Here is a 16,309-nt window from a genome sequence, read left to right as displayed (position 1 = left end):
AGAAGAAGTATCCATGAAAAGAATAGTGTTATTACGTCATGGCGAAAGTCTATGGAACAAAGAAAACCGTTTTACTGGATGGACGGACGTGGATTTAAGCGAGAAAGGAGTTGAAGAAGCCTGCAAGGCAGGCGATGCATTACGGGAGGCTGGATTTTCTTTTGAGGCAGCTTACACTTCTTACTTGAAACGTGCCGTAAAAACGTTGAACTGTGTCTTGGACCGGCTGGATAAAGACTGGATTCCGGTTGAAAAGACCTGGCGGCTGAACGAGAAGCATTACGGCATGCTTCAGGGACTGAATAAGAGTGAAACAGCGGTCCAATATGGTGAAGAACAAGTACACATCTGGCGAAGAAGCTATGACGTGGCTCCCGCTCCGGTAGGCAAAGATGATCCCCGTAATCCGGGCATGGATATCCGCTATGCCGGTGTACCAGATAGCGAACTTCCCCGTACGGAATCCCTGAAAGATACTATTGGGCGTGTCATGCCTTACTGGAAATGCATCATCTTTCCCGCATTGATGTATAAGGACAGCCTGCTGGTAGTCGCCCATGGTAACAGCCTGCGCGGAATCATCAAGCATCTCAAAGGAATTTCCGATACGGATATTTCCAACCTGAACCTGCCTACGGCAGTTCCTTATGTCTTTGAATTTGACGACAGGCTGGTTCTTGTCAAGGACTACTACCTTGGAAACCCGGAAGAGATACGGAAACGGGCAGAAGCTGTGGCCAAACAAGGGATGGCTAAAAAATAAAAATCTGTCTATCAAGCAGATGCTTTTTTTTAAGTTTTAATTATTAACTTTTAAAGAGGAGGTAAAAATGGTACCTGTAAAAACAAACCAGAATTGGTTACCGAGTATTTTTAACGATTTCTTTGACAATGAATGGATGGCAAGAGCAAACGCTACGGCTCCAGCCATCAATGTGATTGAGAATGAAAAGGACTACAAGGTAGAACTGGCAGCTCCGGGAATGACCAAGAATGATTTTAAGGTAAGTGTGGATGAAAGCAACAATCTGGTAATCTGCATGGAAAAAAAGGACGAGAAAAAGGAGGAGAAGAAAGACGGAAAATACTTGCGCCGTGAATTCTCCTATTCCCGATTCCAGCAGAGTATCCTGCTGCCGGATAATGTGGAAAAAGATAAAATTTCGGCCAAAGTGGAACACGGGGTCCTGTTTATCGATATTCCCAAAGTCGTAGATAAGAAGGTTCAGGAAACCACCAAAACTATTGATGTCAAATAAGATATCTTGATGAGACTCTACAGAAGGCATTTCTTATTATCAGGGAATGCCTTCACCCGGATATTTGAATTCCAAAATAAATATAATGAGAGGATTTGATTTCGATAAAGCGCTGGTAGCCCTTCAGAATGAACTGCATTGTTTTGCATATAAACTGACTGCTGACAAGGATGAAGCAGAAAACTTGTTGCAGGAAACAATGTTGAGGACGTTGGATAATAAGGATAAGTTTGATTCCGGTACGAATTTTAAAGGCTGGATGTATACCATCATGCGCAATGCATTTATCAATAATTGCCGGACAAAGAAAATACGAGGGAATTTATATGTATTATCAGAACCTGAATATCATTTCCTGTTAAGGGACGACTCTTTCATTTTCGTGGATAACGGGCATGATGCAAAAGAGATAAGGGAAGCCCTTAAAACATTGCCTAAAGCACATTATGTCGTTTTTATGTTGTACCGGAGTCAAATATCGGGAAATAGCCGCAAAGATAGGAGTGTCACTGAGTACGATAAAAAGCCGTATCTTTTATAGCAGAAAAAGGCTAAAACAGTTGCTTTCTAATTTTGCCTGATTAATTAAAATATAAAAAACAAATTATGGATAACAAGTATATTGGAATTCTGACTTCCGGAGGGGATGCTTCAGGAATGAACGCGGCTATCCGTGCCGTGACCCGCGCCGCTATTTTTAACGGATTTAAAGTGAAAGGAATTTATAGAGGTTACGAGGGGCTGATTGCCGGTGAAGTGAAAGAACTCACGACGGAAGATGTAAGTAGCATTATCCAGAGGGGAGGCACCATACTGAAAACAGCTCGCTCCGAGACTTTCACCACTCCCGAAGGACGCAAGAAAGCTTATAAGGTCATACAGAAAGAGAACATCAATGCTTTGATAATTATCGGTGGAGACGGTTCCCTGACGGGAGCCCGTATCTTTGCGGAGGAGTATGATGTGACGTGCATAGGATTGCCCGGCACCATTGACAATGACCTATATGGTACCGATTTTACCATAGGATATGATACGGCATTGAACACCATTGTGGAATGCGTGGATAAAATCAGGGACACGGCAACCTCCCATGACCGTATCTTCTTTGTCGAAGTGATGGGGCGTGATGCGGGCTTCCTGGCACAAAACAGCGCAATAGCTTCCGGTGCTGAAGCGGCCATCATCCCGGAGGACAGGACGGACGTGGACCAGTTGGAAACATTCATCGGGCGCGGATTCAGAAAGACGAAAAACAGCAGCATCGTAATTGTGACCGAAAGTCCTGAAAACAAGAATGGAGGTGCCATATATTACGCCGACCGGGTAAAGAAGGAATATCCCGGGTATGATGTCAGGGTTTCTATCCTGGGCCATCTGCAACGGGGTGGTGCTCCGAGTGCCAATGACCGTATACTGGCAAGCCGGCTGGGTGAAGCCGCAATCCAGGCCTTAATGGAAGGCCAGCGAAATGTTATGATAGGCATACGGAACAACGAGATTGTTTATGTTCCTTTTGTCCAGGCAATCAAAAAGGACAAGCCTATTGACAAAAGCCTGATCCGGGTCCTTAACGAATTATCGATCTAAAATAACCGTTAATATGTCAGAAGTTGCTCCTTTAATATCGGATCTTGCCATAATTCTGATTATTGCCGGTATTGTAACCGTCATTTTCAAGTGGCTGAAGCAACCGGTCATATTGGGCTACATTGTAGCCGGTATTATGGCGGGTCCTTCCGTTTCTCTGGTCCCGACTGTTTCCGATCCTGCCAATATCAAAATATGGGCGGACATCGGTGTCATTTTTCTGCTGTTCGCGATGGGACTGGACTTTTCGTTCAAGAAATTGATAAATGTGGGCATTACGGCTATCGTTGCCACTGTCACTATTGTATGTGGCATGATGTTCATAGGTTATACAGCGGGGAATGCAATGGGGTTCTCCCACATGAGCAGTATTTTTCTGGGTGGAATGTTGTCCATGTCGTCCACGGCCATCGTATTCAAGGCCTTCAATGACATGGGACTTCTCCAACAGAAATTCACTGGCATTGTCTTGGGGATTCTTGTTATCGAAGATCTGGTGGCTGTAGTGATGATGGTTGTTCTTTCCACGTTGGCGGTAGGCAAACATTTTGAAGGGAAGGAGATGCTGGAAAGTATATTGAAGCTGGCCGCTTTCCTGATTTTCTGGTCGGCATTGGGTATCTATCTGATACCTACCCTGCTGAAGAAGATACGCCGTTTCACCAGCAACGAGATTTTATTGATAACCTCTCTGGGACTTTGCCTGGGAATGGTGATGATTGCGACAAAAGCGGGATTTTCTGCCGCATTGGGAGCCTTTGTCATGGGGTCCCTGCTGGCAGAGACCGTTGAAGCGGAAAAAATCGTACATATCGTACAGCCGGTAAAAGACCTGTTCGCTTCCATATTTTTCGTGTCGGTAGGAATGATGATCGATCCTGCCATGATGTGGGAATATGCCGTCCCTATTCTCATCCTGACATTGCTGGTACTGTCCGGTCAGGTACTGTTCGGGAGCTTTGGTGTCTTGCTTTCCGGCCAGCCGTTGAAAATTGCCATACAGTCCGGCTTTTCACTGACACAGGTCGGTGAATTCGCATTCATCATCGCATCTTTAGGCGTCAGTCTGAATGTTACGGACAAGTATCTCTATCCGGTCATAGTGGCAGTATCTGTCATAACGACTTTTCTTACCCCCTATATGATACGGCTTTCGGAACCAACATACCGGTTTATAGACATCCACATGCCTGAATCCCTGAAAGATTATCTCGTACACTATACGTCCGGGGCAATGACTGTAAAACACCAGGGTACTTGGCATAAACTGATCCGGTCTATGCTGGTGTCTGTCACACTCTATCTGGTCGTATGCGTTTTTTTCATCACTTTATATTTTTCCTATGTGCATCCTTTGATTAGGAAAAGTCTGCCGGGAATGGAAGGGAACTTGTTGGGCTTCATCATCATCTTTCTTGTCATATCCCCGTTTCTATGGGCCATCATCATGAAAAGGAACAATTCAACCGAGTTCCGTAAACTCTGGACGGACAACAAGTTCAACAGAGGGCCTTTGGTATCAATAGTACTTGTCAAAATACTGATCTGCACGATTATCATGATGAGTATCATTACCCATCTTTTCAATGTTGCCTTGGGAGCCGGGTTGGTAGTCTCTTCCATTATCATTGCCGTCATTTATTTTTCCAAGCGGATCAAGAAACGGTCGCTGACTATAGAGAGACAATTTATGGCAAACTTTCAGGGGACGGACGGGAATGGACTTTCTACAGAAAGTGATACAGGCTCCACCCTTGGCAGCAATATCCCGTTCAAGGAATTACATTTGGCGGATTTCACAGTATCCCCTGATTCCATATATGTGGGCAGAACATTAAAAGAAAGCAGCTTGCGCACCTTGTTTCAGATAAATGTGATTTCAATCACCCGTGGAGAAAAACGCCTAGATATACCACAAGGGGAAGAACATCTCTATCCATATGACAAGGTTACGGTCGTAGGTACGGACCGACAGTTGGAAAGCTTCCGGACATCCATGGAGCAAAAGAAGGTAGAAAGGAACGGGAACGGAACATCCTCGCAGGATGAGATGGAAATAGGGCAATTTCCTGTCGAAGGAGGTTCACCATTGATCGGAAAGACGATTCGGGAGGCAGACATATCGGATAGCATCATTATCGGAATAGAGAGGAGTACCGTGAATATTATGAATCCAGACCCTGATACAATTTTCAAGGAGAATGATACGGTATGGATTGTCGGTAAACGAAAAATAATAAAAGGACTGAATAAAGATTAGGACTTATTTAATTAAAATGTCATGGAATATTCAAGTTATAATGTAAATACCCCTCAGTGGAGGGAGATTACAGTAGGTTCACATCTTCCTGCAGAACTGCGAAAACTTGCAGAAATCGCACATAATCTCTGGTGGACATGGAATGATGACGCAAAGAAACTGTATTGTGATTTGGATTCGGAACTTTGGAAAGAGGTGGAACAGAATCCGGTATTGTTTCTGGAGCGGATAAATTATGAGAAGCTTGTAGCGCTGGCACATGATGAGAACTTTGTCTATAAAATGGATGCCGTCTATTCCGCCTTCAAAAAATACGTAGATGTGGAACCGGATCACCAGCGCCCGTCAATAGCTTATTTCAGCATGGAATACGGCTTGGATGAAGTCCTTAAGATATATTCCGGCGGTTTGGGAATGTTGGCGGGGGATTACCTGAAAGAGGCGTCGGACAGCAATGTGGACCTTTGTGCCATAGGACTTTTGTACCGTTACGGTTATTTTGACCAGTCGCTTTCCATGGACGGCCAGCAGACAGTCAATTATAAAGCGCAGAATTTCGGGCAGCTCCCGATTGAAAAGGTAATGCAACCGGATGGGAAACAACTGGTAATCCACGTCCCCTATGCCGACAGTTTTGTGGTACATGCCAATGTCTGGAAAGCCAGTGTGGGGCGTATTCCCCTTTATCTGCTGGATACGGACAATGAACTCAACAGCGAGTTTGACCGCCCTATCACTCACCATCTGTATGGAGGCGACTGGGAGAATCGGCTAAAACAGGAAATACTGCTTGGCATAGGCGGGATGATAACGCTGAGAGCTTTAGGTATAACGAAAGATGTATATCACTGTAATGAGGGGCATGCCGCACTGATCAATATCCAGCGGCTTTGTGATTACATAAATGGCGGCTTGAATTTCGGGCAGGCCATGGAGCTGGTACGTGCTTCCTCACTTTATACCGTACATACTCCCGTACCCGCTGGTCATGATTATTTTGACGAAGGGCTTTTCAATAAATATATGAAGGGATATCCTGGCAAGTTGGGTATAACCTGGGATAACCTGATGGATCTCGGGCGTCACAATCCGGGAGACAAGGAGGAACGTTTCTGCATGTCTGTCTTCGCCTGCAAGACCTGCCAGGAGGTAAACGGTGTCAGCAAGTTGCATAAATCGGTATCCCAGCAAATGTTTGCGCCGATCTGGAAGGGATACTTCCCGGAAGAGAACCATGTGGGTTATGTAACCAACGGGGTACATCTGCCTACCTGGTGTGCGGCAGAATGGAAAAAGCTTTTCAAGGACAATTTTGATGAGAATTTTTTCTGCGACCAGTCCAATCAGAAAATCTGGGAGGCCGTCTATGGCATCCCGGATGAAGAGATATGGAATACCCGGTTAAAACAGAAAGCAAAATTGCTGGACTATATCAAAAGCAAATGCAGCAAGGACTGGCTCAGGAGTCAGATTGATCCGGCATTGAGCGTTTCCATTTTTGAGAGATTCAATCCCGATGCTCTTCTAATAGGCTTCGGACGCCGTTTTGCTACATATAAGAGGGCTCATCTTCTGTTCACGGATATAGACCGACTTGCCAGGATTGTGAATAATCCGAAATATCCGGTACAGTTCATCTTTGCAGGCAAAGCCCATCCCAATGACGGTGCCGGGCAGGGGCTGATCAAGCAAATCGTGGAAATATCCCGGCGTCCGGAATTTTTAGGTAAAATCATATTCTTGGAGAATTACGACATGGACCTGGCACGCCATCTTATCTCGGGGGTGGATATTTGGATGAACACCCCTACGCGGTTGGCAGAAGCTTCGGGTACGTCGGGCGAGAAGGCATTGATGAACGGTGTGCTTAATTTCTCCGTGCTGGACGGTTGGTGGTATGAAGGATACCGTAAGGATGCTGGATGGGCACTGACTGATAAAAGGACTTATCAGAATGAACAGTACCAAAACCAGCTGGATGCCGAAGCCATCTATTATTTGTTGGAGCATGACATCCTGCCACTGTATTACGAGCATGGGGGGAAGAACTATTCGGAAGACTGGGTCAAGTATATCAAGAACTCAATCGCACAAATCGCTCCCCATTTTACCATGAAAAGACAGTTGGACGACTACTATGACAGGTTCTATAACAAACTGTCAGAGCATTTCCACATTCTGGCAGCCGACAACTTTGCGAAGGCGAAAATGATGGCTGACTGGAAAGCAAACGTCCGAAGCAGATGGGATGCCATAGAAATCAAATCCATAGAGGCAGGGAATGGGCTGAATGCCACGGTTGAAGCCGGAAAGGAATATGAGGTGACGGTTGTCGTTGATGAGAAAGGCCTGGATGACGCAATCGGAATAGAATCGGTCATTATCAGGCGTGAAGACGGTCAGGATCACATATATGAGGTTATTCCCCTTTTGCCGGTTTCCAAGAATGGGAATTTATATACCTTTAAGGCGACATCCGGCATTTTCAACGCTGGAAGCTTCAAGCAGGCCTTCCGTATGTATCCCAAGAATGCTTTGTTACCTCACCGACAAGATTTCTGTTATGTACGATGGTTTTAATGAACAGTAAAAGGATATGCAAAAACAACGTATGAGCGGGCAAAATCAAAAAACAGATAAACGGATAGCATGGCCGATCATCATCATGAACTTCACGGGAGTGTATGACTACGAGGCGTTTGCCCGGAACAATAAATTTATATGGCTGGATTGTCGTCATCTTTATGGTACAGATGGCTACTGTGACAGGGAGGGGGCTTTGGCTTTGAAGGGGATGATTGCTGATTATCCGGCGGAGGGAGTCCATTTCATCGATTCAGGCAATTATCATTATTTGACTAAATTCTGGACAGACAAACTTGAAACTCCGTTTTCGCTGATTGTGTTCGACCACCATCCCGATATGCAGCCACCGTTGTTTGACAACATACTTTCTTGCGGAAGTTGGGTAAAGGATATATTGGACCATAACAACAACTGCAAGAAAGTAATTATCGTAGGTTCTTCAGACAAACTGATACAGGCTGTGCCGAAAGGATATGAAAGACAAGTTCGGTTTTACAGTGAAACTACGCTCATGCACGAAGAGGGTTGGCAGAACTTTTCTTCCGGACATATCAACGGACCGGTTTACATTTCCATAGACAAGGATGTCTTGAATCCGGCTTCGGCAGCAACAAACTGGGATCAAGGTTCTCTCAGCTTATGGGAATTGGAGAAACTGCTGGCTGTTATTCTTCAGAAAGAACAGGTAGTAGGCATTGACATCTGTGGGGAATGCTCCACAACACTCAATCTTTTTGAAGAAAAACGGGAAACCGTCATGGATAGCCAGGCAAACAAAGAATTGCTCAGATTTATCCGGTCATCCTCCGGCCTTCAATAGAATTAGTTTTTTTGTTATTATAATTATCATATAAAAATAAAATAATTTAGCTTTATGGAAACAATTGTTCGTAGAATTGGACTTGTTGCACACGATGCAATGAAAAAAGACATGATAGAGTGGGTTCTCTGGAACTCGGAACGTCTGATAGGACATAAATTCTATTGTACGGGTACAACCGGTACACTAATTAAAAAAGCCCTTGAAGAAAAACATCCTGAAATCAAATGGGATATCACAATCCTGAAATCTGGTCCTTTAGGAGGTGACCAGCAAATTGGTTCGCGGATCGTAGAAGGAGAAATAGACTATCTGTTCTTTTTTACAGATCCGATGACACTACAGCCGCATGATACGGATGTGAAAGCATTGACCAGACTGGCTGGAGTTGAAAATATTGTTTTCTGCTGTAACCGTTCGACTGCGGACCACATTATTACGAGTCCCTTATTCACTGACCCAACTTACGAACGTATTCACCCGGATTACACCAATTACACGCAGCGTTTTGAAAACAAGGGAATCATATCTGAAGCAGTGGAGCAAGTGAAAAAGCGGAGGAATAAAAGTGAGAATAACATTTCTAAATGAACTGTAATAAGTAGTAGAATATTTATAAGGCTATCTAAGAAACAAGTTGTTTACATCTTTCAGAATAGGTATCAGCTGAATAGTAATCTGCTAAGTTTGTGTCAAAACGTTGGCACAAACTCTTTTATATTTTACAGTTCTGCTATATTTTCTTTTGGCTATGCTGCTTTTTCCAGGGGCAGCGGATTTTTCCGGTTGGCAAGCTTTCCTTTAAGCGTATAGCCTAGCCAGTCTGAACATGAAGAATTTCAGATCAGCCACCCCTCTAAACTGGCTTCGAAGAGCTTTGATTTTAGCATTGAACGACTCCGCTGAAGCATTTGTCAATCGTTCTTCAAAATTTTAGGGGAAATACCTAAAGATACAAAAAGCCAACTAATTCGCAATACTTTTAGTATGAATTAGTTGGCTAATTTTATAGGATTTACTGAATATCCCCTAGTTAAAACAGCTATGCACAATTCCTTTTATTCCGTTTTCAGGTATATGGCATACAAATTGTCAATAATACCATCTGCTAAGCCAATGACCGGAACATGGATATACTCAGCTTTGACAATACCTGCAATTATCAGAAATATCTCAGCGGCGGGAACAATAACATCTGCACGGTCAGTTTTCAGATTAAATTCTTCCATGCGCTGTTATACCGGCACCACGAGTGACCGTTTCTCCGGATGGTATGAATTTGAAGTATCAACATAAAATCGGATTGTTATGGAAACCGTATGTTTTGAAAGGAAGGCGTTCGAGGAATTTGCCATGAAAATCGAACGGTTCATACATAGGGTGGAGGGAATCCCCATCTGGATTTGAAAGGCGTGAAGAGGACGGCTGGCTGGCTCGACCACCAGGATGTCTGCCTGAAGCTGAAAATCAGCAAGCGCACCTTGCAGACCTTGCGGGATAACGGCACGCTCGCCTATACCAAGATAGGCAACCGTACCTATTACCTGCCGGAAGACGTGGAGCGTATCGTCACGAAAGTGGAGGACAGACGCAAGGATGCACGCTACAGGGGGCACACCATTTGAAGGAATTGAACTGAAGTATCAACAAAAGACAAATGAGCAGTATGTATAATAGAGTTTATATCGAATAATTGATTAAAGCGTTCTTTGATTTATCTTTGTGATCTAAAAAGTTCAATTGATGTATTACGACAAGATTCGCCACCGTCATAGCCAAGTGCTTGCTGCGACAGGATTAACTCCTGCTGAGTTTGACGCTTTGCTAATAACTTTCAAGTACCATTGGGATGAATATTACAGCCATTTTACCTTGGAAGGTAAAGTGCGCCAACGTATATCTTACAACAGTGTTGTCTCTGATTCAGGACAAAATGTTCTTCATATTGGTATATCTGAAGACCAATCCCCTTCAGGAACTCCATGCTATTCAGTTTGAGATGACCCAGCCCCAGGCCAATAGATGGATTCACCTTCTTTCTGAGATTCTCCGGCGTACATTGAAAACGCTTGGTGAATTGCCTGACCGTAACTCCAAACGTCTGATACACATTCTTCAAGGGTGCGAAGAAGTCTTGTTGGACGGAACCGAGCGACCTATTCAGCGTCCTTTGGATGAAGACTGGCAGTCTGCATGCTATAGTGGTAAAAAAAACTCATAGCATAAAGAATAACCTGTTATGTACTAACAATCTTCGGATTGTATGGTTGAGCTCCACATACAAAGGTCATGTCCATGACAAAAAGATTTGTGATGAAGAACCTCTTCTACTTCCCAAAGGTATTAGGCTCTGGCAGGATACAGGTTTCATCGGACACAAACCGGATGGAGTTGAAATATGCATGCCCAAAAAGAAACCTAAAGGGAAAGAGCTTACTTGTGTTGAAAAACAAGAGAACAAGCGGATTTCCGGAGTTAGGATTAAAGTGGAGCATGCCATAGGTGGTATGAAAAAATGCCGTATTGTCAAAGAACGATTCAGATGCCATAAATTCGGTTTCGAAGATATGGTGATTCTTATTGCTTGTGGATTACACAACTTCAGAATCAGTCACAAAATGAGTCATATAACAAATTAATCTATATAATGTTTAATGAATTGAAAACGAAAGACGATGCGTGGATGCAGTCCATCCACGAGCGTATCGACCGGCTGTCGGCGATGATTGACGGCATTTTCGGAGATGGCGCGGTTCCGCCAAAAGAAGACGTGTACCTGTGCGACAGTGAGGTGGCGTGTATGCTGAAAGTCAGCCGCAGGACATTGGGCGAGTATCGGAGCAACGGCACGCTGCCTTACTATGTACTTGGTGGCAAGGTCTTGTACAAGAGGAGCGAGATCGAGCAGGTGTTGGAACGGGAATATAGGAGTGTCGGCAAGGCGCGGGGAAGCGGATGAAGATTCCATTTACCTGTTTTTTATGCACTTGTACAGGCTGCGGGCATTAAGACTGTCCGCATAAAGGCTGGACGTTTGCGTGCGCCAGCCACAGACTGTTTTTTAGAGGTGAGGGAGTTTGCCGTCTGGAAAAAGAACCTCTTTTTGGACTTTGGCACAAAGTCGTCCCCTGCCCGGTATCAGACTGTAATTCCTGTATGCAATCCTTTTCTGACTGTTCTCGTAACAGTCTGTTTCAATCCTGCCTGACCTTTGTTTACTTTTCATAAAGAGACTGTACCGCCTTTGTGACCGGGATATGAAACCGAAAGATTGTTTTTGACGGTTGCTAAAAAAGAAAAATCAAAGGTGTTTTGCATGTTCCGTAAAAAATCGTACCTTTACATAAAGTGAGTTGCACATCAACGCAATTGATGCAAGTATGTAGAAACCAGAACGGTTGCCAACTCGTTACCTCGTTTTTTGATGATCCGCATAAACTTTTATTCTTAGCGGATTATGTGATTCTTTCAAAAATAATCTCTATTTTGGGAATACGGCTTTCTGAATATCGGAAATTCTATGTGCCTGCCGTTTTACATCCCCTCCCTACAATCTACAACGACATGCTATCAGAACACTTCCCCATAAAATTTCTATTTTTCCTGTGAAATTATTCTCTTATTCAAAAAAAATAGTATCTTTGTCCTATAAAAGTTGTTCATAAGTATGAGACTGTAAAGTACTGAAATTAGCACAATCTCCAAATCGTTACCTTAGACTTTTCAGAACTTCCATAAGCGTTTGTCTTTCAAATTAATCCATCAAATTGATAAGAATTTAAAGTAAATTATTACATAAGCGGTCGCTATTTTCATCAGGACGGTATTATGAATGTGCATAATGATAAATATGACAGCTATTCCATCCGTTCAAAGATAAATGTACAAGCCACCTCATGGTTGAGGTATTCTAATAATACCAGTTATTATACGTCTAAACGTTTCTTCCCCGGCATGTCATCCATGGCGAACACACTACGTTTGTCTTATGTCCATGCATTGGCTTGTGTTCCGGCTACCAATCCCGACGGCACTGCTGTGTACATCAATCCCAATTCAAATGCTACGGCTACCGTTATGGATGGTGTGAGTGCTTTGTTGCTGCACAATAAGCACCGGAATACAAATTATGATCGGGAGGTGATTACCAGTAACAGGTTTGATTTTCAGATTTGTAAGGGATTGAATCTGATAGCCGAACATGCTTATTCGTTCAGATACCGTGAATATCGTAATCGTTCAACCAATGTGCCTTATTCTGAAAAGGCAGGTGAAGTACAGTGGCTCACCACAGAAAAGAATCAGGATTATTATCAGGAACAGCATTATCGTATACAGAATCATAATGTAAATGTTTTTGCTACTTATGATGCCAGCTTTAATCACAGCCATAATTTAAAATTCATGGTCGGAAGTCAATATGAAAGTTATGGCAATAACAATATGAAAGCGCGTCAGCTTGATCTGAAGAGTGATGAACTGGATGCTTTCAATCTGGCTACAGGTGAGATTACTGTTTTAGAGGGCAGCATCAAAGAGTCTGCTACATTAGGATTCTTCGGGCGCCTCAACTACGATTATCAAGGTCGATATCTGGTAGAACTTTCGGGGCGTACCGATGGTTCATCGCGTTTCGCACGGGGGCATCGCTGGGTATTTGTACCATCGGGTTCTCTGGGCTGGCGCATCAGCGAAGAAGAATTCTGGAAACCTTTGAAAAATGTATGGGATAATTGCAAAGTACGTTTGTCGGTAGGTAGCTTGGGTAATCAGAATGTCGACGATTATTACACTTATATAGAAAGTATTGATACCAGTGGAACAATCAATTATACTTTTGATGGAGAATCAAAAGCCAATATAGCAGTAGAAGATGCTCCGAAAGCTTCTGACCTTACCTGGGAGACTGCTACTACCTATGACTTGGGGATCGACCTGGGTTTCTTCGGCAACCGGCTTAACATAACTGCCGATGTATACATGCGTGATACGAAAAATATGTTGTGCGATGGGATGCAGTTACCATCGGTTTATGGTGCTCAGGTCCCTCGTCAGAATATTGCCGATATGCGTACCCGGGGTTGGGAACTAAGTGTAGCTTGGCAAGACCGGTTGGCTGTAGCGGGTAAACTTCTGAATTATTCCATATCGGCCGGAGTGAGTGACTACACCACTAAAGTGACACGTTATAATAATCCCTCCAAACTTCTTAGTAAATACTATGTGGGACAGACTTTAGGTGAGTTATGGGGCTTTTCTGTAGGCGGGTTTTTCGTTAGCGATGAAGAAGCTGCCAATTACCCGGTTGATCAGAGTTATCTGAATCAACAGATTATAACTTCAGTAGGTGAGCGCGGATTGCGTGCGGGTGATGTGAAATACCTTGATCTTGATGGTGATAATGAAATAAGTATTGGCTCTAACACGGTTGATAATCCCGGCGACCAGAGAATCATAGGTAATACACTGCCGCGTTATGCTTATAATTTTAAATTGGGAGCCTCCTGGAATGGGGTTGACTTTTCTGCATTCTTTCAGGGAATAGGACATCAGGACTGGTATCCGGCAGGAAATGCGATTTCATTTTGGGGACCGTATAGTCGTCCTTATTGTAGCTTTATTCCTACTCAGTTTATGGATGAAGTATGGACTGAAACCAATACTGGTGCCTATTTTCCGCGCGCCCGTGGCTATGAAGCATTGCAGACCAATTATTCATTGGGTTCGCCTAATGACCGTTATTTGCAGAATATAGCTTACTTCCGGCTCAAGAATCTGACAATCGGTTATACCATACCTGTTTTACCACGCTTCATAAAGGATTTACGTGTTTATTTCTCGGGTGAGAACTTGTTTTATTTTTCGCCTTTGAAGAAACATTCTAAGTATGTAGATCCCGAACAGGCCACTTCTTCTGATACACGGTATGAAAATACGGGTGTAGCTTACAATTTTAGTAAGACTTTCTCTTTTGGAGTATCTATTACATTATAAAAAAAATAGCCATGAAAATAAAAAATACATATATTGCACTGTTAGTCGCTCTCTTATTTATTTCTACTGCTTGCGACGATTGTTTGGACCGTTATCCCAAAGACTCTACTAACTCCAAAGTATTCTTTGCCACTGGTAGTGATCTAAAATTGTATACCGATCAGTTTTATATGATATTGCCAGACGCTTCGGACCTGTATGGAGAATTGTCGGATGAAGTGATCACTACAAATCTGCCTCCTGAAGTAATGGGTACCCGTAATATAACCAGTGGTGATGAATATTGGACATGGGATATGTTACGGCATATTAATTATTTTTTACAGCATAGTTCTCAATGCGATGATGTGGAAGAGCGTAATCATTATGAAGGCATTGCTTATTTTTTCAGAGCTTTCTTTTATTTTGATAAGGTGAAGCGATTTGGAGACGTTCCTTGGTATGATCAACCTATAGGAAGTAGCGAGGACGAACTTCTAAATAAATCTCGTGATAGCCGTGAGTTGGTTGTCGGCAATATTATTGGAGACTTGGACAATGCTATCAGATTGTTGCCCGGAGAATCCACTACCTATACGGTTAATAAATGGACGGCTTTAGCCTTAAAATCACGTGTATGCTTGTTTGAAGGAACCTACCATAAATATCATGGCATTGGTAGTGGAGAAGAATTGTTACAGAAATGTGCCGAGGCTTCGCTTGAACTGATGAATAAAGGAGGCTATACGCTTTATAAAGCAGGTGAGGAACCCTATCGTACTCTTTTTGCAAGCAATCATTCTGATACGAAAGAGGTCATTCTTTCTCGCCGGTACAATGCGTCGTTAGGTTTATTCCACAATGCTACGAGTTATACGGTATCTTTTACACAGGGGAGCCCGGGATTTACCAAACGGTTTGTCAACCAGTATCTTACTATTGACGGTTCACGTTTCACTGATATATCCTGTTACGATACACTTAGTTTGCACGATGAAATGACAGACCGTGATCCTCGTATGAGTCAGACGATATTTAAGCCGGGTGTTTATGTGAGAAAGGGAGAAACCAGTCTATCGAAGTTTTCGATGAAGACATCCGTTACGGGGTATCAGATTATCAAATATGTTATGGAGAGCAAGTACGATGTATACAACAGTTCGGAATGCGACATGCCCTTATTCCGTTTAGGGGAGGTATATCTTAATTATGCGGAGGCTAAAGCCGAACTGGGAACCATTACGCAGAACGATATTGATATTTCTGTCAATAGGTTGCGTGACCGTGTAGGTATGCCTCATCTCAATTTGGGAGATGCCAATGCTCATCCCGATACCTATATGAAGGCGCTCTATCCCAACGTTATTCCGGGTGATCAACTGGGTGTCATATTAGAAATCCGGCGTGAACGGGATATTGAACTTGTGCTGGAGGGGTTCCGATATTCTGATTTGATGCGCTGGAAGGAAGGGGCAGCCCTGATGCAACCCTTTCATGGGCAGAGTTTCAATGGTGAAGGCCTTTATGACCTTGACGGAGATGGGAAGACCGATCTTGTGGTCTGGAAAACGAACCGTCCTTTGGTCTTCGGTGCTGAGTATCTGCAGATAGGAAAAGACATTACGCTGTCTCAGGAAACCCATGGGTGTTTGCTGATACACGGCTCTGTAGATAACCCTTCGGGTGGACGCACATTCCGTGAAGATAGGGATTATCTATATCCTATACCGGTCAATGACCGTATTCTTACCAACGGTACACTCAAACAAAATTCCGGTTGGGATGATAAATTAGATTTATAACCATATATTAACTTTTTAA

At 43.4% G+C, this 16,309-nt stretch carries 12 protein-coding genes and 5 pseudogenes; 15 read left to right on the top strand and 2 right to left on the bottom strand.

Features of this window, described 5'->3' with window-relative positions; all coding sequences use genetic code 11:
- Positions 1-13 precede the first annotated feature (13 nt).
- The 9 genes and pseudogenes from gpmA to ACESQI_RS17525 all read left to right on the top strand — a co-directional run bounded on the left by gpmA (position 14) and on the right by ACESQI_RS17525 (position 9,106).
- Positions 14-763: a 2,3-diphosphoglycerate-dependent phosphoglycerate mutase gene (gene gpmA, locus ACESQI_RS17565; protein ID WP_004295282.1), complete on the top strand. Its 750-nt coding sequence runs from the start codon at positions 14-16 to the stop codon at positions 761-763.
- Between the two features lie 67 nt (positions 764-830).
- Positions 831-1,259, top strand: coding sequence for an Hsp20/alpha crystallin family protein (locus ACESQI_RS17560; RefSeq protein WP_004295281.1), 429 nt, complete (start codon positions 831-833; stop codon positions 1,257-1,259).
- Positions 1,260-1,344: 85 nt separating this feature from the next.
- Positions 1,345-1,800 (top strand): RNA polymerase sigma factor, encoded by a 456-nt coding sequence (locus ACESQI_RS17555; RefSeq protein ID WP_005641942.1) that lies wholly within the window; start codon positions 1,345-1,347, stop codon positions 1,798-1,800.
- Positions 1,766-1,840: pseudogene (locus ACESQI_RS17550) on the top strand (RNA polymerase sigma factor); the annotation flags it as partial. The gene ACESQI_RS17555 and the pseudogene ACESQI_RS17550, both read left to right, overlap by 35 nt.
- A gap of 25 nt (positions 1,841-1,865) precedes the next feature.
- A complete protein-coding gene (gene pfkA, locus ACESQI_RS17545) occupies positions 1,866-2,849 on the top strand; it encodes a 6-phosphofructokinase (protein WP_004295279.1) in 984 nt (327 codons plus the stop codon).
- Between the two features lie 13 nt (positions 2,850-2,862).
- Positions 2,863-5,109 (top strand): cation:proton antiporter, encoded by a 2,247-nt coding sequence (locus ACESQI_RS17540; protein ID WP_304322044.1) that lies wholly within the window; start codon positions 2,863-2,865, stop codon positions 5,107-5,109.
- 21 nt (positions 5,110-5,130) lie between these two features.
- Complete coding sequence (glgP, locus tag ACESQI_RS17535) at positions 5,131-7,689, top strand: alpha-glucan family phosphorylase (protein ID WP_004295277.1); 2,559 nt, start codon at positions 5,131-5,133, stop codon at positions 7,687-7,689.
- 16 nt (positions 7,690-7,705) lie between these two features.
- The gene (locus ACESQI_RS17530) at positions 7,706-8,515 is read left to right on the top strand and encodes an arginase family protein (RefSeq protein WP_004295276.1); all 810 of its coding nucleotides are present in this window, start codon (positions 7,706-7,708) and stop codon (positions 8,513-8,515) included.
- A gap of 54 nt (positions 8,516-8,569) precedes the next feature.
- On the top strand, positions 8,570-9,106 hold the full coding sequence (locus tag ACESQI_RS17525) for a methylglyoxal synthase (protein WP_004295275.1): 537 nt from the start codon (positions 8,570-8,572) through the stop codon (positions 9,104-9,106).
- A 210-nt stretch (positions 9,107-9,316) separates the two neighbouring features.
- Here ACESQI_RS17525 and ACESQI_RS17520 read toward each other — a convergent pair.
- Together ACESQI_RS17520 and ACESQI_RS17515 are read right to left on the bottom strand one after the other, a co-directional pair.
- A pseudogene (locus ACESQI_RS17520) lies at positions 9,317-9,445 on the bottom strand (transposase); the annotation flags it as partial.
- 128 nt (positions 9,446-9,573) lie between these two features.
- Positions 9,574-9,750, bottom strand: a pseudogene (locus tag ACESQI_RS17515) (Ppx/GppA family phosphatase); the annotation flags it as partial.
- A gap of 73 nt (positions 9,751-9,823) precedes the next feature.
- Between ACESQI_RS17515 and ACESQI_RS17510 the strand changes: the two are divergent.
- The 6 genes and pseudogenes from ACESQI_RS17510 (at position 9,824) to ACESQI_RS17485 (ending at position 16,290) form a co-directional block, all read left to right on the top strand.
- A pseudogene (locus tag ACESQI_RS17510) lies at positions 9,824-10,140 on the top strand (helix-turn-helix domain-containing protein).
- A 224-nt stretch (positions 10,141-10,364) separates the two neighbouring features.
- Complete coding sequence (locus tag ACESQI_RS17505) at positions 10,365-10,736, top strand: transposase family protein (RefSeq protein WP_005641938.1); 372 nt, start codon at positions 10,365-10,367, stop codon at positions 10,734-10,736.
- Positions 10,690-11,154: an IS5 family transposase gene (locus tag ACESQI_RS17500; protein ID WP_005650024.1), complete on the top strand. Its 465-nt coding sequence runs from the start codon at positions 10,690-10,692 to the stop codon at positions 11,152-11,154. The genes ACESQI_RS17505 and ACESQI_RS17500 overlap by 47 nt, the downstream gene beginning before the upstream one ends.
- Before the next feature lie 8 nt (positions 11,155-11,162).
- Complete coding sequence (locus tag ACESQI_RS17495) at positions 11,163-11,474, top strand: helix-turn-helix domain-containing protein (protein WP_004295270.1); 312 nt, start codon at positions 11,163-11,165, stop codon at positions 11,472-11,474.
- 833 nt (positions 11,475-12,307) lie between these two features.
- Positions 12,308-14,509, top strand: a pseudogene (locus ACESQI_RS17490) (SusC/RagA family TonB-linked outer membrane protein); the annotation flags it as partial.
- Between the two features lie 11 nt (positions 14,510-14,520).
- A complete protein-coding gene (locus ACESQI_RS17485) occupies positions 14,521-16,290 on the top strand; it encodes a RagB/SusD family nutrient uptake outer membrane protein (protein ID WP_195661008.1) in 1,770 nt (589 codons plus the stop codon).
- The last annotated feature ends 19 nt before the right edge of the window (positions 16,291-16,309 follow it).

The organism is Bacteroides sp. HPS0048 (genome assembly GCF_964240755.1).
Lineage (GTDB): Bacteria > Bacteroidota > Bacteroidia > Bacteroidales > Bacteroidaceae > Bacteroides > Bacteroides nordii.
The sequence above is the reverse complement of the archived record's forward strand: the minus strand, read 5'-3'. Positions and strand labels throughout refer to the sequence as shown.